The 16,170-nt window shown below is 67.2% G+C and carries 15 protein-coding genes; 7 read left to right on the top strand and 8 right to left on the bottom strand.

The annotated features are described in order from the left end of the window. Positions 1-150: 150 nt before the first annotated feature. Together ACNFJ7_RS13255 and ACNFJ7_RS13250 are read left to right on the top strand one after the other, a co-directional pair. Positions 151-1,266: a polysaccharide pyruvyl transferase family protein gene (locus tag ACNFJ7_RS13255; protein ID WP_236704452.1), complete on the top strand. Its 1,116-nt coding sequence runs from the start codon at positions 151-153 to the stop codon at positions 1,264-1,266. Further along, positions 1,259-2,623, top strand: a complete 1,365-nt coding sequence (locus ACNFJ7_RS13250) for a Coenzyme F420 hydrogenase/dehydrogenase, beta subunit C-terminal domain (protein ID WP_037513364.1) — start codon at positions 1,259-1,261, stop codon at positions 2,621-2,623. Before ACNFJ7_RS13255 ends, ACNFJ7_RS13250 begins: the two co-directional genes overlap by 8 nt. A 3-nt stretch (positions 2,624-2,626) precedes the next feature. Here ACNFJ7_RS13250 and ACNFJ7_RS13245 read toward each other — a convergent pair whose 3' ends face one another. Together ACNFJ7_RS13245 and ACNFJ7_RS13240 are read right to left on the bottom strand one after the other, a co-directional pair. Next, complete coding sequence (locus tag ACNFJ7_RS13245; RefSeq protein WP_019369218.1) at positions 2,627-3,418, bottom strand: ZIP family metal transporter; 792 nt, start codon at positions 3,416-3,418, stop codon at positions 2,627-2,629. A gap of 54 nt (positions 3,419-3,472) precedes the next feature. Beyond that, a complete protein-coding gene (locus ACNFJ7_RS13240) occupies positions 3,473-4,378 on the bottom strand; it encodes a manganese catalase family protein (protein ID WP_019369217.1) in 906 nt (301 codons plus the stop codon). A 256-nt stretch (positions 4,379-4,634) separates the two neighbouring features. Between ACNFJ7_RS13240 and ACNFJ7_RS13235 the strand changes: the two genes are divergently transcribed. Beyond that, entirely contained in the window at positions 4,635-4,880 is a 246-nt protein-coding gene (locus tag ACNFJ7_RS13235; RefSeq protein WP_019369216.1) for a hypothetical protein, read from the top strand. A 47-nt stretch (positions 4,881-4,927) separates the two neighbouring features. Here the strand turns inward: ACNFJ7_RS13235 and ACNFJ7_RS13230 are convergent, their stop codons facing one another. The 6 genes from ACNFJ7_RS13230 to pdxH form a co-directional block, all read right to left on the bottom strand. Then, positions 4,928-5,422, bottom strand: coding sequence for a hypothetical protein (locus ACNFJ7_RS13230; RefSeq protein ID WP_019369215.1), 495 nt, complete (start codon positions 5,420-5,422; stop codon positions 4,928-4,930). A gap of 185 nt (positions 5,423-5,607) precedes the next feature. Beyond that, positions 5,608-6,228, bottom strand: a complete 621-nt coding sequence (locus tag ACNFJ7_RS13225) for an isochorismatase family cysteine hydrolase (protein ID WP_019369214.1) — start codon at positions 6,226-6,228, stop codon at positions 5,608-5,610. A gap of 8 nt (positions 6,229-6,236) precedes the next feature. Next, positions 6,237-6,422, bottom strand: a complete 186-nt coding sequence (locus ACNFJ7_RS13220; protein ID WP_019369213.1) for a hypothetical protein — start codon at positions 6,420-6,422, stop codon at positions 6,237-6,239. A 60-nt stretch (positions 6,423-6,482) separates the two neighbouring features. Next, positions 6,483-7,658, bottom strand: coding sequence for an MFS transporter (locus tag ACNFJ7_RS13215; RefSeq protein ID WP_019369212.1), 1,176 nt, complete (start codon positions 7,656-7,658; stop codon positions 6,483-6,485). Between the two features lie 55 nt (positions 7,659-7,713). Beyond that, complete coding sequence (locus tag ACNFJ7_RS13210; RefSeq protein WP_019369211.1) at positions 7,714-8,646, bottom strand: cation diffusion facilitator family transporter; 933 nt, start codon at positions 8,644-8,646, stop codon at positions 7,714-7,716. After that, positions 8,643-9,221, bottom strand: a complete 579-nt coding sequence (gene pdxH / locus ACNFJ7_RS13205; protein ID WP_019369210.1) for a pyridoxamine 5'-phosphate oxidase — start codon at positions 9,219-9,221, stop codon at positions 8,643-8,645. The genes ACNFJ7_RS13210 and pdxH overlap by 4 nt, the downstream gene beginning before the upstream one ends. A 97-nt stretch (positions 9,222-9,318) precedes the next feature. Here pdxH and ACNFJ7_RS13200 point away from each other — a divergent pair, with 97 nt between their 5' ends. The 4 genes from ACNFJ7_RS13200 to ACNFJ7_RS13185 all read left to right on the top strand — a co-directional run bounded on the left by ACNFJ7_RS13200 (position 9,319) and on the right by ACNFJ7_RS13185 (position 16,168). Continuing rightward, complete coding sequence (locus ACNFJ7_RS13200) at positions 9,319-10,188, top strand: Ku protein (protein ID WP_019369209.1); 870 nt, start codon at positions 9,319-9,321, stop codon at positions 10,186-10,188. After that, the gene (gene ligD / locus ACNFJ7_RS13195; protein WP_019369208.1) at positions 10,181-12,691 is read left to right on the top strand and encodes a DNA ligase D; all 2,511 of its coding nucleotides are present in this window, start codon (positions 10,181-10,183) and stop codon (positions 12,689-12,691) included. The genes ACNFJ7_RS13200 and ligD overlap by 8 nt, the downstream gene beginning before the upstream one ends. A 109-nt stretch (positions 12,692-12,800) precedes the next feature. Continuing rightward, positions 12,801-15,281, top strand: coding sequence for a circularly permuted type 2 ATP-grasp protein (locus tag ACNFJ7_RS13190; RefSeq protein ID WP_019369207.1), 2,481 nt, complete (start codon positions 12,801-12,803; stop codon positions 15,279-15,281). After that, a complete protein-coding gene (locus tag ACNFJ7_RS13185) occupies positions 15,281-16,168 on the top strand; it encodes a transglutaminase family protein (RefSeq protein ID WP_026009088.1) in 888 nt (295 codons plus the stop codon). The genes ACNFJ7_RS13190 and ACNFJ7_RS13185 overlap by 1 nt, the downstream gene beginning before the upstream one ends. Positions 16,169-16,170 lie beyond the last annotated feature (2 nt).

Raw genomic sequence — 16,170 nt, 5'->3', positions numbered from 1 at the left:
CTCCTCTGCGGTTCACGCGGGGGAGGTTCTTCCGCAACGCAGCGATTTTTCGCGTGCGGGAAACTCATACGCCCTCCCCTCGTTCAACGCGCGACGAAAGGGAGGACCATCTATGGCTTCGGCCGACTGCCGCGCCCGGAGAGCGCGCGCATGAGACTTTCCGGCGTGGACGATTTCACCAGCGCCATGCAGGAACGCCACGCGGAGACGCGCTCCGTAGGCATCCTCACCTTCCATCGCTGCATCAACTATGGTTCCTATTGGCAGGCGCGCTGTCTGGCAGAGGGCGTGCATGCGCGCGGCCACCCGGTGATGCTGCTCGACCATGAATCGCCCCGAGTCACGCGCGCCGAGTGGCGCAACGCGCTGCAGCCGACCTTGCCGGTGCGGGCGAGCGCTGCCGACCAACGGCGCTATGCCGCCAAGCTGCGCAAGTTCCTCTGCGCCTTCGATGCGCTGCCGCTTTCTCCAGGCTTCGATCTCGTCGATCCGCTGGCGATGCCGCATGTGGATACCGTGCTGGTCGGCAGTGACGAGGTATGGAACCTGCAACATCCCTGGTATGGCGGCGCATCGATCTTCTTCGGCATCGGTCTGAACGCGGATTGCGTCGCCACCTATGCCGCCAGCTTCGGCAGCTATGATGCCGATTCGGGGCTTGATCCCTACTGGCAGGATCAGCTGCGCCGCTTCGACGCGATTGCCGTGCGCGACGAGAACAGCCGTCGGCTGGTGACCGAGGCGATCGGCCGCGCGCCGGCGCTGGTGCTCGATCCCTGCCTGCAATTTCCGCCGCTGGCCGATGCGGCGACGCCGCCCCCCGATGGTCGATACGTGATCGTCTATGGTCACAGCCTGCCCGATGCGTTTGCCGAAGCTGCGCGCAGTTGGGCGAAGGCGCGGGACATCCGGCTGATCAGCATCGGCTATCGGAACGACTGGGCCGACGAGCAATGGCTGGAGGCAGGCCCGCACGACTTCGCCGCGGCGATGGCGGGCGCCGAAGCGGTGTTGACCAATTTCTTCCATGGCTGCGTGTTTGCGCTGCTGAACGACAAGCCGTTCGCCTGCGCCCCGTCCTCCTATCGTTGGAACAAGGTGCGCGACCTCACGTCGCTGCTCGGCGCCGAGCGGCACCTGCTGATCCCCGAGGCGCCGATCGCGCTCGATGCTCTTCTCGACGCGCCGCTCGATGCCGGCATCAACAAGCGGATCGCTACGCTGCGCGACCAGTCCGACGCCTATCTGGACCGGGTGCTTGGCTGAGGCGCCCAGCCCCGGTGCCATTGATCGCTCCGGATTGTGCATCGGCTGCGGCGCGTGCGCGGTGCAGGGCGGCGGCCGGATGGAATGGGACGAATATCGCCAGCTGAAACCGCACGGCCCCGCAGGCTGGCGCGACACGCCAACGCCGCGCTTTGCGGCCACCTGTCCATTCTCGCCGGCAGCGGCGGACGAGGATGCGATCGCCGACGCCCGCTTTCCCAGCGCACCCGTTGTAGACGCGCGGATCGGCCGGTTCGAGAGCGCCTATGTCGGCCATGCCGCAGAGGGTGATTTCCGGGCGGGCGGCAGTTCCGGCGGCATGGTGAGCTGGGTCGCGGCCGAGCTGCTGCGCCAGGGGATGATCGACGGCGTCGCCCATGTCGTGCCGCTGCCCGGGCCCGGCGCACCGCATTTCGGCTATCGCATCTCGCGCAGCCTGGAGGCGATCGCCGAAGGCGCGCGCTCTCGCTACCATCCGGTACATCTGGCCCAGATTCTGGACGAGATTCGGACCGTACCCGGCCGCTACGCCGTTGTGGGTATCCCCTGTTTCCTGAAAGCGGTGAACCTCGCCCGCGCAGCAGAGCCCGTGTTCGCCGAGCGTATCGTCGCCACGCTGGGGCTGTTCTGTGGGCATATGAAGAGCGGGCGACTGGTCGACAGCTTCGCCTGGCAGCTGGCCGTCGATCCGAACGAGGTGGCGGCGGTGGAGTATCGCCGCAAGGATGCGTCGAGACCGGCCAATTGGTACACCGCGCATCTGACGCTTACCGACGGCAGCGCGCGTTGGCAGGATTGGTGGCATCTGGCGGACGGCGATTGGGGGGCGGGGTTCTTTCAGAACAGCGCCTGCAACGCCTGCGACGACGTGGTGGCGGAGACTGCCGACATTGCGTTCGGCGATGCCTGGGTGGAGCCCTATTCCTCCGACGGGCGCGGCACCAATGTGGTGATCGTCCGGGCGCCGATGCTGCTGGATATGCTGCAGGGCGCGATCGATAAGGGGCGACTGGCGCTCGACCCGGTCGATGCCGATTTCATCGCCGGCACGCAGGATGCCGGGCTGCGGCACCGGCGCGAGGGCCTCGCCTATCGCCTGACCTGGCATCGCCGGGGGATCACGCCGCGCAAACGGGTGGCGCCGCGCGCCGCGGGGATAGGCTGGCGCCGCAAGCTCGTCTACCGCACCCGCGCCGGAATCGCGGCGTGGAGCCACCGCGTTGCCTGGGTGGCAGACCGGCTGGGCATGCCGAGCCTGTACATCCGTTGGGCGAAAGCCTCGCTAAGTCTGTATCAGGCGCTGACCTATTCGCGCGGGCGGCTCGGCGCCTGGCTGGACCGAATGGAGCGCCGCTGACGTTCAGCCAAAGGCGGTATCAAGGAACATCATCGCCGCCAGCCCCGCCATCAACCCGGCCGAGGCGCGTCCTCCGCCGGCGATGCGGCGGTGCGCGTCGGGGATGATGTCCGATGCGACGACATAGATCATCGCGCCCGCCGCCAGCCCCAACCCCCAGGGCAGGAATGCCTGGGCGGAAGCGACGATGCTGACGCCGATCAGCCCGGCAAGCGGCTCGACCAGCCCCGAGGCGAGCGCAACCAGCGCCGACATCGCACGACCATATCCTGCGCTCTGCAGCGCGATGGCCACGGCAAGTCCTTCGGGAATATTCTGGATGCCGATCCCGAGCGCGGTGGCACGACCGGCCTCCAGATCGCCCCCGCCAAAGCTGACGCCCACCGCCATGCCCTCGGGGAAATTGTGCAGCGTGATCGCCAGCACGAACAGCCAGATCCGACGCTGCACCGCACTGTCGGCGATGCCCGGCGGGCCCAGCCCTGCGCGCTCCAGCGGCCCGGCAAGATCGTGCAGCCTGGCAATACCCCAGGCGCCCAGCAGCACCGCGCAGGCGACGATCAGCGATGCCTCGACGCCGCTCGCGCCGCGCGCCTCGGCTTGGCGAATCGCTGGCATGATCAGCGAGAAGAACGATGCCGCGAGCATCACGCCCGCGGCAAAGCCCAGCAGCAGGTTCTGCTGCTCGTCACTGGGCTTGCGCAGGAACAGCGCAGGAATCGCGCCGATGCCGGTCGCCAGCCCGGCGACCAGGCTGCCCAGCGCGCCTGCCATGATGATCGACTGGCCCGCCATGCCGCTCCGAAAAAATGGGTTCCCGGCCGGACAACGCCCGGCCGGGAAAATGGATCAGACGTTCTCGACGTCCGACTTGGTGCGCCCCGCGCCCGGGCCGGCCGCGAGATCGGCACCGGTGGTGGGGTTGGTGCTGGGATCAGATTTGGTTCGCTCCGCAAGCTGAGTCAACGCCGCCTTGTCGGCGGAGCCGAGCGCTACCGTCGGCATCCCGTCGCCATCATCGGCGGGCAGCGTCTGCTGCAGATCGTCGACACGGTCCCATTCCGGCCCGTCGTTCCAAGGCCCGCGCATATCGCCTTCGCCCTGCGAGGTGTTGACGTACATGCTCGAATATTCCGGCACGCCCGGCAGCTTGCCCGGCGGGAAATTGTCCTCGATCGCATACAGCGCCTTCTCGAACGACTTCTGGTGCGAAACCTCGCGCGTCATCAGGAACTTCAGCGCATCCTGAATGCCGGTGTCGTCGGTAAGGTTGATCAACCGCTCATAGACGATCTTGGCGCGGCTCTCCGCGGCGATGTTCGAGCGCAGATCGCAGGTCGGGTCTCCCCGGCTGTCGACATAGGCGGCCGTCCATGGCACGCCCGACGAGTTGGTGAGCGCAGGCCCGCCGCCATAGAGGATCGCCTGGGTATGGCTGTTGCCGCCCTGGGTCAGCGACATGTACAGCTCGGCTTCTTCCATGTCGCCTTCGCTGACATGCGCCTTCACGCCCTTGTTGAGCATAGCGACGATCGAGCCGATCACTTCCAGATGGCTCAACTCCTCGGTGGCGATGTCGAGCAGCATGTCCTTGCGACCGGGATCATCCTCGGCCAGGCCTTGCGTGAAATAGCGCATCGCTGCCGCCAATTCGCCGTCCGGCCCGCCAAATTGTTCGAGCATCAGCGAAGCGAGTACCGGGTTCGGTTCGGCCACCCGCACTGTATATTGCAGGCGCTTGTTATGCATGAACATGCCGTCTCTCCTTGTCAGTTGCGTCCCCGACAAGAGCGGCTGGATTTGCCCGTAGTTTCAACTACCTCGCATTGATCGATCTTTTGCAATTAACCTGAGTGATAATTGTTGCCGAGCGCGGCTCCGCAGGCGGCTTGTTCCGGCTTCTTCAACAAAGCTGCTTTGGCGGCACTGAGCGACGAAACCGATCAGGGGAACGGCGCCGAGTGCCGCTTCGTTGAACGCGCAGAAGAGTTATAGATCAGGAGCTTGGCAGATGAGCGACAAACAGCCGATGCAGGCCGCAGGCGGCGGCACACACAAGGGCGCTCCAGACGGCGTTTCCGACACCGAGACGCACGGGCGCGAACTGGGCGAGAGCGAAGGCGGCGCCTATCCCAACCCCTATCCGGACAAGAAGCGGAAGGAGGGGCCCGGCGACTTCATGGGCCATGGCGGCCAGAGCCACATCAACTACGAAGGCGGCAGCAACCCCAACGCCACAACGAAAGGCGAGGAATAGCCGCACCTTCTCCCCTCCCGCTTGCGGAAAGGGAGAAGGTCGGGCGATCAGCCCACTGCCGGCGCCAGCGCCTGCGGCATGGTGGCCGGCTCGATCGACGTTGCCTTGCCTTCCACGGTCTGCGGCGTGTCGGCAGCGGGCATGCGCTCCTTCTCTTCGGTTTCCTCCTGCCCCGTTGGCAGCGTTTTGCCGGTGGTGCGATCCAGCCCGATTGCGGTTACGATATCGATCGCGGTGGCGGCGGCGACGAAGGCGAGCGCGCCCCAAACCGCCCTGTTCTGCGGCGATCGGCGTGCGGCTAAGCCCAGCGCGGCGATGTCCATTGCATCGCCGGCCACCCGGTTCCACACCCGCGCGCCATGCGCCGGCCCCGCGAGCAGCGCGGCGCCCGCCAGCAGTTCGCGCGCGCCGAACGCACGCACCAACCCATCCTGGTCGCCGGCCGAGAGGCCGCGCGCGATGCGCTTCGACGCAGCGAGTTCGGCAATGCCGAGCCCGATCGAAAACACGCCCAGCCCAAATCCGATTTTGCGATAGTCCATTGGCCCGTTCCTTGCGCTTGGAGGATCGATGCGCCCGGCACGCGAAACGCCGGACGGCTAGGGGTCAACCGCCCGGCGGGCAACGACGTTCCGAAACTTTCACTTGTGTTATCAACTCTCTAACCAGAGCAAGCGCACGTCTTCCGCTGCCGCACGTCGAGCATCCTCTGGCGCCGCCGCGCCGGTTATCCCGGCAGGTCGTGCGCGCTCTCGGCGATCCATTCGGCAGGATCCCGGTCGCTCGTCGCGGCGATGTCGGCGCTCATGCTCTGGGCGATGCTCTCGAGCGCCCATCGGCCGCGATCGGCATCCTGGCTCGCCACCGCATCTTCCGGCACCCACAGCGCATAGTCGCGCATATGCGCGTCCCCTGCGGTGAACAGCACACAGATGTCGGTCGACACACCGGTAAGCACCAGCCGGCGGACGCCCAGCTTGGGCAGCAGCACCGGCAGGTTGGTCGCGTAGAAGCCGGAAAACTGCGGCTTCAGAACGAAGTAATCGCAGTCGCGCGGCGTTAGGCGTGCAATCGCCTCCGGCGCATCGGCCATGGCCTGCTCGATCAGCCGCGACTTTTCGGAATGCCATTCGCCAAAGTTGTCGTTGACATAGACGGTGGGCAATTCGGCCGCGTCGAACGCATCGCGAAGTCGGCGGATCGGACCGGCGATGGTCGCCGCCCGCGCCCGGAGTGCATCGCCGCCTTCGAAGTCGAAGGTGTTGATCATGTCGATGATCAACAGCGCCGCGGCACTGCCGGGCCGATCGCGCGCCGGTGCTGTGGCAGCCGTTTCGACGCTGTCCATCGCCGGGCTCAGCGCGCCGATTGGCCGCGATCGAGCGTGTCGCTCGGATGGCGGGCATCGCCTTCCTGCTGATGCTCGGTGGAAAGGTTCGGCCGCGGCTGGGTGCTGGTGCCGCCGGCATCGCCTTTTTCGCCGGGTTCGGTCGAGACATTGGGGCGAGGCTGGGAGTGGGTATGCGTGTCCGGATCGGGCATGGCGCTTCTCCTGATGGGAGAACCAACGACATGCAGGCCCCGCCGTTCCCGTTTTTCGCTTTAACTTCGGTTACTTCGTCGGTTCGCTAGCTGCAGCCCCGCGGCAACCAGCGACAGCCCGCCGCCCAGCAGCGCCACGCCGCTCCACCCGCCGCCCTGCCAGGCCAGGGTCGCCGTGGCCGACCCACCGGCGCCGCCTAGGAACATCGATCCCATCAGCACGGTATTGAGCCGCGCCCGCGCCTCCGGCCGCAGTGCGAACACGATATGCTGGTTGGCAACCAGCGCGCTCTGCACCGCAAAATCGAGCAGCACGACCCCGATCACCAGCGCGACGATGCTGGCCCACAGACCGAAGATCGCCCAGCTCGCCACCGCCAGCAGCGCACCCACCAACACCACCAGGTGCGGTCCGGTGCGATCGGCGATGCGGCCCGCCAGCGGCGCGCCCAGGATGCCGGCGGCGCCAACCACGCCGAACAGGCCGGCGATATCCGCCCCCAAGCCGAAGCGCGGCGATTGCAGGTACAGCGCGAGGATGGTCCAGAAGGCCGTGAATCCCGCAAATAACAGCGCTTGGGTGATTGCCGCCAGCCGCAGCGGCGGAAACGCCACCCAGAGCTGGGCCAGCGAACGCAGCAACCCGCCATAGCCGAGCCCGCTGTCGGGATGGCTGCGCGGCAACCGCCACGCCATCACCGCGGCGGTGCCGAGCGCCAGCGGCACGCCCAGCCAGAACATCTCGCGCCAGCCCGCATGCGTGCCCACGAAACCGGAAAGCGTGCGGCTGAGCAGGATGCCGCAGAGCAGCCCCGCCATCACCATACCCACTGTCTGCCCGCGCCGGGCCGGATCGGCGAGGTGCGCGGCGAACGGCACAATCTGCTGCGCCACGCTCGCCGCCGCACCGACGAGCAGCGAAGCCGCGATCAGCATCCATGCATTCGGTGCGGTCGCGGCGCCCACCAGCGCTGCGGCGAGCACCAGTAATTGCAGCACGATCAGTTGCTTGCGCTCGTGCAGGTCGGCCAGCGGCACCAGCAGGAACAGCCCCGCCGCATAGCCGAGCTGGGTTGCCGTCGGCACCAGCCCCGCCGGTTGGCCGGGCAGGTCGCGTTCGATAATCCCGAGCAGCGGCTGGTTGTAATAGATGTTCGCCACCGCGATCCCCGCCGCCGCCGCCATGGCGAAGGTAAGGCCGCGGCCAAGCGTGGCGGGGACGGGCGGTGCATGCATCGGGGCGTCTCCTGGCGGGTGGGCCCGCCCAGATAGGGAGCCTCCGGCCCGGCTGTTACCGTCCGCCGCTCGTAACGTCGCCGTCATCCAGCAGATTGGCCTCCACCATCGCATTGCCAGGCTCGTCGACATGGCCGTCCGGATCGACATGGATCAGGATCTCGGTATCCGGAAACGCCTCCGCCAGCGCCGCTTCCAGCCGCTCGACCACGTCATGCGCCGCGGCGATCGTCATCGTCGGGCGCATACTGACATGGAACTGCACGAAGTCGCGATTGCCGCTGGTACGGGTGCGCAGATCGTGCAGGCTGTTGAGTTCGGGATAGGTGGCGGCGATCTCGACGAAGCGGCGGCGCTTCTCCTCCGGCCATTCGCGATCCATCAGTTGATCGATCGCCGCGACGGAAGCGCGCCAGGCGCCCCATAGCAGCCACAGCGCGATGGCGATGCCGAAGATCGGGTCGGCGCCGGCGATGCCGACATAGCTTTCCAGCACCAGAGCGGCGATGACGGCGGCGTTGAGGAACAGATCCGAACTATAGTGAATACTGTCCGTCGTGATCGCGATCGATCCGGTGCGGCGCACGACCGAACGCTGATATTGGGTGAGCGCCAGCGTCACCACCATCGCAATCACCGACACGACGATGCCCGCCTCGGGTGCGGCGCTCGCCTGGTTCTGCAGCAGCCGCTGCACCGCGCGTAGCAGAATGGCGAAGCCGGAAATCGCGATGATCGCCACCTGGAACAGCGCCGCCAGCGCCTCCGCCTTGCCATGGCCGAAACGGTGCTTCTCGTCCGCCGGCTGCGCGGCCCAGTGCACGCCGCCCAGCGTGACCAGCGAAGCGATCAGGTCGAGCCCCGAATCGGCCAGGCTGGCCAGCACCGCCACCGATCCTGTCTTCACCGCCGCATAGGATTTGAGCGCCCCCAGCAACACGGCGCTGGCGACGCTGGCCAGCGCGGCCCGGCGGGCGAGGTTGCTCATGGGAACAACATGCCTTCGCTCCAACCGTCGCCGGCGCGGGTGAAGACGCGGCGCTCGTGCAAACGGTGTTCGCGATCGAGCCAGAACTCGATCCGCTCCGGCGTCACGCGATAGCCGCCCCAATGCGGCGGGCGCGGCACCGCACCGCCTTCGAAGCGGGCGCGTACTTCCTCGAAGCGCGCCTCGAACGTCGCGCGGGCATCAAGCGGGCGCGACTGGTCCGAGGCCCAGGCGCCGAGCTGCGAATCGCGGCTGCGACTGGCGAAATAGGCGTCCGATTCCGCGTCGCTGGCGAGATCGATCGCGCCTTCGATCCGGATCTGGCGGCGCAGCGACTTCCAGTGGAACAGCAGCGCAACATAAGGGTTGGCGGCCAGGTCGCCGGCCTTCCTGCTCTCCCGGTTGGTGTAGAAGACGAAGCCGCGTTCGTCATAGCCTTTCAGCAGCACCATCCGCACCGAGGGGCGGCCCTGCGCATCGGCGGTCGCCAGCGCCATCGCGTTGGAATCGTTCAATTCGGTGGTGCGCGCTTCGGTGTACCAGTCGTGGAAAAGCGCGAAAGGGTCGGTGCTCATACGGTCTGCCTCTACAGCCTAAACGCCGCCGTTGCGATGGGCGGAACACTGTGACCTTTGGGGAATTGAATCGGGCCTGCAACGAGGAGACTTCCGCATGGCCGCACGCGCCTATTGGCAGGGACAGATTCGGCTGGCCCTCGTTTCGATTCCCGTCGAGATCTACACCGCCACCAAATCCGGCGCGCAGATCGCGTTCCATCAAATTCACGAGCCGAGCGGCCAGCGGATCAAGTACGAAAAGGTCGCGCCCGGCGTCGGCACGGTCGAGCCCGACGAGATCGTCAAGGGATACGAGATCGAGAAGGGCGAATATGTCCTGCTCGAACAGGACGAGATCGACGCGGTAAAGCTGGAATCCAAGAAAACGCTGGAGCTGACTCAGTTCGTCGACGCCGACGAAATCGACGTGCTCTATTACGAGCGTCCCTATTTCGTCGTGCCGGCGGATGAACTGGCAGAGGAGGCCTTCATCGTGCTGCGCGAGGCGCTGCGGCGGGCGCGCAAGGTGGGGCTGGGCCAGCTGGCGATGCGCGGCCGCGAGTATATCGTCAGCCTCAAGCCCTGCGGGCGCGGCATGATCCTCGAGACGCTGCGCTATGCCGATGAGGTGCAGAAGGCGCAGGGCTATTTCCGCGAAATCGCGGACAGCGAGCCCGATCCCGAACTGCTCGATCTGGCGCAAACGTTGATCGAGAAGAAGGCGAGCAAGTTCGACCCCAAGGGCTTTCACGATCGCTATGTCGACGCGCTGCGCAACCTGATCGAGAAGAAGAAAAAGGCCAAGGGCGCCAAGGTGATCGAGGAAGATCCCGACAAGGCGGACAGCCGGGGTTCGAACGTGGTGGACCTCATGGCGGCGCTGAAGAAGTCGCTAGGCCCCGGCGACGCCAAGCCTGCCTCAAAGGCCAAGGCTGCGCCCAAAAAGGCCCCGGCCAAGAAACCGGCGGCGAAGAAACGTGCCTGAGCCCGACAGCCTCGCCCGCTACAATGCCAAGCGCGACTTCGCCAAGACGGCGGAGCCCGCCGGCAAGGTCGCCAAGGGAGGCGGCAATCGCTTCATCGTCCAGAAGCATGACGCGACACGGCTGCACTGGGACTTCCGGCTGGAAGTGGACGGCGTGCTCAAAAGCTGGGCGGTGACGCGCGGGCCCAGCCTGGACCCCGACGAGAAACGGCTGGCGGTCCGCACCGAGGACCATCCGCTCTCCTATGCCGATTTCGAGGGGACTATCCCCAAGGGCCAATATGGCGGCGGCACGGTAATGCTGTGGGACAACGGCACCTGGGAGCCGATCCCGGGCAAGAGTGCCAAGGATCTGGAGAAGGGCCATCTCCATTTCGTGCTGCACGGCGAGCGCATGCGGGGCGAATGGCTGCTGATCCGGCTCAAGCCCCGAGGCAAGGAAAAGGCCGAGAACTGGCTGCTCCGCAAGATCAACGACGAGTTCGCCGGGGCGACGGACGAGCTGGTGGAAACCGGCCTCACCAGCGTCACCACTGGTCGCACGATGCAGGAGATTGCCGAGGGGAAGAAGCCTGCGCCCCCCTCCCGCGTGCGAGAGGGGTCGGGGGAGGGGCGGAAACCTAGCAGCCCTTCTTCCACATCACCCCCTCCCGCAAGCGGGAGGGGGGCGAAAGCGAAGCGGGCCTCCGGAAAAGGATCGAAAGCCCCGTCGTTCCAATCTCCCCAGCTCGCCACGCTGGTCGACACCGTCCCCACCGGGAACCAGTGGCTCCACGAGATCAAGTACGACGGCTACCGCGCGCTTATTGCCACCGGCACGGACGGGCCGAAGATCTACACCCGCTCCGGCCTGGACTGGACCGCCAAGTTCCCCGGCATCGCCGAAGCCGCTGCCGGCCTGCCCGCCGGCGCGCTGATCGACGGAGAGATCGTCGCGATGCAGGGCGACAAGCCTGACTTCTCCACCCTGCAGGAGGCGATCTCCGCCGGCGGCGAGGGGCTGCTGTGCTTCGCCTTCGATCTGCTCGCCGACGCGGGCGAGGACCTGACCGCCCTCCCCCAGATCGAGCGCAAGGAACGCCTGCGCGCGCTGATGGACGGCGTCGACGATCGCCTGCGCTTCTCCGAACATGTGATCGGCCATGGCGAGAAGCTGTTCGAAAGCATGTGCCGCGAAGGGTTCGAGGGGATTGTCTCGAAACGCGCCGACGCGCCCTATCGCGGCACGCGCAGCAAGGCGTGGCTGAAGATCAAATGCACGCACCGCCAGGAATTCGTGATCCTCGGCTGGAGCGCTTCGAGCGCCAGGGGACGCGGGTTCAAGTCATTGCTGCTCGGGCTGAACGGGCCGGACGGGCTGGTCTATGCCGGCAAGGTCGGCACCGGCTTCAACGCCGAGACGCTGCTTTCCCTGCGCGAGCGCCTGGACGAACTTGCCGCCGACGCCCCCGCCGCCAAGGTCCCCCGCCCCGAAGCACGCGGCGCGCGTTGGGTGAAACCCGAACTGGTCGCGGAAATCGCCTTTGCCGAGTTCACCGCCGAGAAAGTGGTGCGCCATGCCAGCTTCCTCGGTCTGCGCGAGGACAAGCCGGCTGAGGCGGTAGTGGCGGAGGAACCCGCCGCGCTGCCCGAGGCCGCGCCTAGTACGATCAAGATCAGCAGCCGCGATCGCGTGATCTTTCCCGAATCGAAGCTCACCAAGGGCGACCTTGCCGATTACTACAGCGCCGTCGCGCCGATCGCGCTGCCCTGGCTGGCCGATCGCCCGATCAGCCTGGTCCGCTGTCCGCAGGGCCGCGCCAAACAATGCTTCTTCCAGAAGCACGATGCCGGCAGCTTCGGCGAGCAGGTCCACCATGTCGATATCCGCGAAAAGGACGGCTCCACCGAACCCTATCTCTACGTATCCGATGCCGATGGCATGCTCGCCTGCGTGCAGATGGGCACGATCGAATTTCACGGCTGGGGATCCCGCGTCGCCGATATCGAGAAGCCCGATCGGCTGGTGTTCGATCTCGATCCGGACGAGGGTCTGGACTTTGCCGTGGTCAAGAAAGCGGCGGAGTTTCTGAAGGAGCAGCTCGCCGAGATCGGTCTCACCAGCTGGCCGATGCTCTCCGGGGGCAAAGGCGTGCACGTGGTGGTGCCGCTGGTGCCGCACGCGGAATGGCCCGCGGCGCGCAGCTTCTGCGAGCGCTTCGCCCGCGCCCTTGCCCAGGCCGAGCCCGAGCGCTTCACCGCCAACCTCAAAAAGGCCAGTCGCACGGGACGCATCTTCATCGACTATCTGCGCAACCAGCGCGGCGCGACGGCGGTGCTGCCCTATGTCGCCCGCGCCCGCGAAAACGCGCCGGTCGCCACGCCGGTAACCTGGACCGAACTGCGCGAGACGGACAGCGCTGCCCGGTTCACGATCCGCGACGCCGACATGTTGATCGAACGCGCGCAAGGCCGCAGTCTGCGCGGCTGGGGCATCGCCGACCAGACGCTGCCCGACGTTTGATCGGCGACCAGCGCCGGACCGGTACCGCTTTTGCCCCCACTCGCACATCTCGCGTGTTGCATGGCAGCAACCTTTCGCCCATCACCCTCGCGAGGAAAGGGAAGCAGCTGTGGTCAGCCTTGCCGAGGCGGGATTGTTCGACGCCGGCACGATCGCCGATCGTTGGATTACGGACTATTGCGGGCAGGCGCCGGCAGGCGACGTGCTGCGGGCGCGCACCAGCGATGCGTGGACCGCCCTGTTCGAGGAGCTTGCCGGCCTTTCGGGCGACGGCTTCGCCCTGGCACGGGAGCGCGCGCATCGCCATGCCGAGGATATCGGCACCGGCTACCGGGTCGGTGACGAAGGGGATGAACGGCCCTGGCCGCTCTCCCCGGTGCCGCTGCTGATCGATACCGGCGAATGGCGCGACATCGAAGCCGGCGCGATCCAGCGCGCCGAACTGATGGAAGCGCTACTCAAGGATCTGTACGGCCCCTGCCGACTGGTAGCGGACGGCCATGTACCGGCCGCGTTGGTCACGGGAAGCCCCTTCTTCCTGCGTCCACTCACCCATTTGACGCCGCCGGGCGAGCACCACCTCCATTTCGTCGCCTTCGATCTGTGCCGCAATCCGGATGGAAACTGGCGCGTGCTGGCCGATCACCTGCGCGCGCCAGCGGGTGCCGGCTATGCGCTGGAGAACCGGTTGGCGATGGCGCGGACGCTGGGCGGACTGCAGGGCCGATTGAACATCGAGCGCCATGCGCCCTTCTTCGCCGCATTTCGCGACGGCATCGCGGCCGCCTGTCGCCGCGCCGAGCCGCGCATGGCGCTGCTTACGCCGGGCCGCTTCACCGCCAGCTATGCCGAGCAGGCCCATCTTGCGCGCTATCTCGGCTTTCTGATGGTGGAGGGCGCCGATCTCGCCGTGCTCGACGATCGGCTGTACGTCCGCACCATCGCAGGGCTGAAGCGCATCGATGCACTGTGGCACCGCTTCGATCCGCGCTTCCTGGATCCGCTGGCGCTCGATTCGCACTCCCGAATCGGCGTTGCCGGGCTGATCGACGCGATGGTGGCCGGCAACGTCGTGATCGCCAACGCACCGGGCGCGGGGCTGCTGGAGGCGCCGGCATTCGCCGCGTTCCTGCCGCGCCTGAGCGAAGTGGTGCTCGGCGCGCCGCTGCGCTTGCCCAACATCGCAACCTGGTGGTGCGGCCAGCCGGCAGAAGCGGCCCATGTCGCCGCTACGCTGGATCGGCTGGTGGTGGCGCCCGCCTTCGGCGCTCGGCTGATCGGCCTGCCCGACGGCGCACCGGTGATCGGCGCGCAGCTCGATGACGCCGCGCGCGCCGCCATCCTTGAAGATCTCGAGCGCCGGCCGCAGGATTATGTCGGCCAGGAACTGGTCTGCCTGTCCACGATGCCGACTGTCACCGAAGACCGGCTGATCGCTCGTCCGTTCACGCTGCGCGTCTTCGCCGCACGCGACGCGACGGGGCGCTGGGTGGTGATGCCTGGCGGTTTCGCCCGGATCGGCGAGCATCCGGATACGCGCGCCGCAGTAATGGGCGAAGGCAGCTGGTCCGCCGACGTCTGTGTGCATGGGCCCGATCCTGTTCTGCCCGTCTCGCTCCTGCCGGCGGGCGATTCGACGCAGCTGCGCCGCAATCCTGGGACGCTGCCCAGCCGCGTGGCAGACAATATGTTCTGGCTCGGCCGCTATCTGGAGCGGGGCGAAGCGCTGCTTTCGGTGCTGCGCGTGCTGCTCGGCCATTCGATCAGCGCGGATACCGGCGCGGCGCTGTCGCCCGAAACGGTCGGCCGGCTGGCCCAGCTCGTCATCATGGCGGGTGCGGCGCCGCCCCCCCGCGGACTGAAGCGGCAGGAACTGACGCAGCTCGCGCGCACCGCGCTCGAATCGGAGAGCGGCGAGCAGAGCGTGCGGCAGATCAACCGGCAGGCGCGGATGATCGGCGCCGTCTCGCGCGATCGCCTCTCGGCCGACATGATCCGCCTGCTCGACGCGCCGTTCCCCGATCGCGGCGTGCTGCTCGATCGCGCCGGATCGCTGCAGCGACGCTATTCGGCGCTGGCGGGCCAGGCGGCCGAGCATATGGGCCGCACCGATGCATGGCGCTTCCACGATCTCGGCCGCCGCATCGAACGCGCGCTTGCGACGATCGGCTTTCTGCGCGCGCTCGGCCAGCCGGATGCCACCGCCGACGATCTTTCGACGCTGCTCGACCTGAGCGACAGCCAGATCAGCTATCGGCAGCGCTATCTGACCGGCATGGCGCGCGTGCCGGTGCTCGATCTGCTGGCGCTCGATCCGGGCAATCCGCGAGGGATCGCCTTCCAGGCGGCGGCGATCTCGGCGCATCTGAACGCGCTTCCCGTGCTGTCCGACGACGGGCTTGCCGAACCGCAACAGGAGCAGGCCCGCGCCATCGCCGCCGCACTGGTCACGGCGCGGGCAACGCGGATCGACGATGCCTGGCTGGCCGATCTCCAGGCGCGGCTGGGCACATTGTCCGATGCGATCGGCCGGCGATACTTCCTGCACGGTGCCGAGCCGCTGCGCGCGGCGGGGCTCGTGCTCGCATGATGCTCTACCAGATCCGGCATGTCACGCGGTTCGATTATGCGCAGCCGGTGGCGTTCGCCCGGTGCAATCTGCGGCTGAAGCCTATCCTGTGGTCGGGCCAGATGATCGAGGATTATCGGCTGACGGTGCAGCCCGGCGGCCGCACCTATCCGGCGCGCGCCGAAGCCGGCCTCGCCAATGTCGTACGGCTCGTGGTGGAGCACGACGCAAGCAGCCTGACGATCGAGAGCCGCGCACGCATCCGGGTCGACCGGCCCATTCCCGTTCCCTCGCCGCGCGATCCTTCGCTGCGCCAGGTCGCGGCATGGGCGCGGGAAAGCCGCGATCCCACCGCCGCCGGGCCTGCCGCTTATCTGTTCCCTTCGCCGCTGATCCCGCTCGATCGCGAGATCGGCGCCTGGTGCGCCGAGGAGCTGGACACCGATCGCGGCATCCTGGAAGCCGGGATCGCACTCGCCCGGCGTATCCAGCGCGACTTCACTTTCGATCCCACCGCGACGCTGGTCGATACCCCGCCGCACGAAGCGTTCGCCAAGCGGGGCGGCGTATGCCAGGATTTCGCGCAGATCATGCTCTCCGGCCTGCGCGCGGCGGGGCTGCCGGCCGCCTATGTCTCGGGCTATCTGCGCACGCTGCCGCCGCCGGGCCAGCCGCGATTGGTAGGGGCGGACGCGACTCATGCCTGGGTGCTGCTGTGGTGCGGGCCGGAACTGGGCTGGGCTGGCGTCGATCCCACCAACGGCATTTGGATGGCCGAGGATCACATCGTCATGGCGATCGGCCGCGACTATGCCGATATCGCGCCGATCGACGGCATCGTGCTGGGATCGGGCGCGCAGAACATGCACGTATCGGTCGATGTCGAGCCGCTGGAAGTGCCGGCCTGACC

The organism is Sphingomonas sp. HT-1, assembly GCF_048568905.1.
Lineage (GTDB): Bacteria > Pseudomonadota > Alphaproteobacteria > Sphingomonadales > Sphingomonadaceae > Sphingomonas.
This window is presented reverse-complemented; position numbering and strand designations above follow the sequence as displayed.

Coding starts and splice junctions, on each gene's coding strand:
- ACNFJ7_RS13200 (WP_019369209.1), top strand. CDS start 9,319: ATGGCCGCACGCGCCTATTGGCAGGGACAGATTCGGCTGGCCCTCGTT.
- ACNFJ7_RS13230 (WP_019369215.1), bottom strand. CDS start 5,422: ATGGACTATCGCAAAATCGGATTTGGGCTGGGCGTGTTTTCGATCGGG.
- ACNFJ7_RS13235 (WP_019369216.1), top strand. CDS start 4,635: ATGAGCGACAAACAGCCGATGCAGGCCGCAGGCGGCGGCACACACAAG.
- ACNFJ7_RS13220 (WP_019369213.1), bottom strand. CDS start 6,422: ATGCCCGATCCGGACACGCATACCCACTCCCAGCCTCGCCCCAATGTC.
- pdxH (WP_019369210.1), bottom strand. CDS start 9,221: ATGAGCACCGACCCTTTCGCGCTTTTCCACGACTGGTACACCGAAGCG.
- ACNFJ7_RS13225 (WP_019369214.1), bottom strand. CDS start 6,228: ATGGACAGCGTCGAAACGGCTGCCACAGCACCGGCGCGCGATCGGCCC.
- ACNFJ7_RS13215 (WP_019369212.1), bottom strand. CDS start 7,658: ATGCATGCACCGCCCGTCCCCGCCACGCTTGGCCGCGGCCTTACCTTC.
- ACNFJ7_RS13210 (WP_019369211.1), bottom strand. CDS start 8,646: ATGAGCAACCTCGCCCGCCGGGCCGCGCTGGCCAGCGTCGCCAGCGCC.
- ACNFJ7_RS13245 (WP_019369218.1), bottom strand. CDS start 3,418: ATGGCGGGCCAGTCGATCATCATGGCAGGCGCGCTGGGCAGCCTGGTC.
- ACNFJ7_RS13185 (WP_026009088.1), top strand. CDS start 15,281: ATGCTCTACCAGATCCGGCATGTCACGCGGTTCGATTATGCGCAGCCG.
- ACNFJ7_RS13255 (WP_236704452.1), top strand. CDS start 151: ATGAGACTTTCCGGCGTGGACGATTTCACCAGCGCCATGCAGGAACGC.
- ACNFJ7_RS13240 (WP_019369217.1), bottom strand. CDS start 4,378: ATGTTCATGCATAACAAGCGCCTGCAATATACAGTGCGGGTGGCCGAA.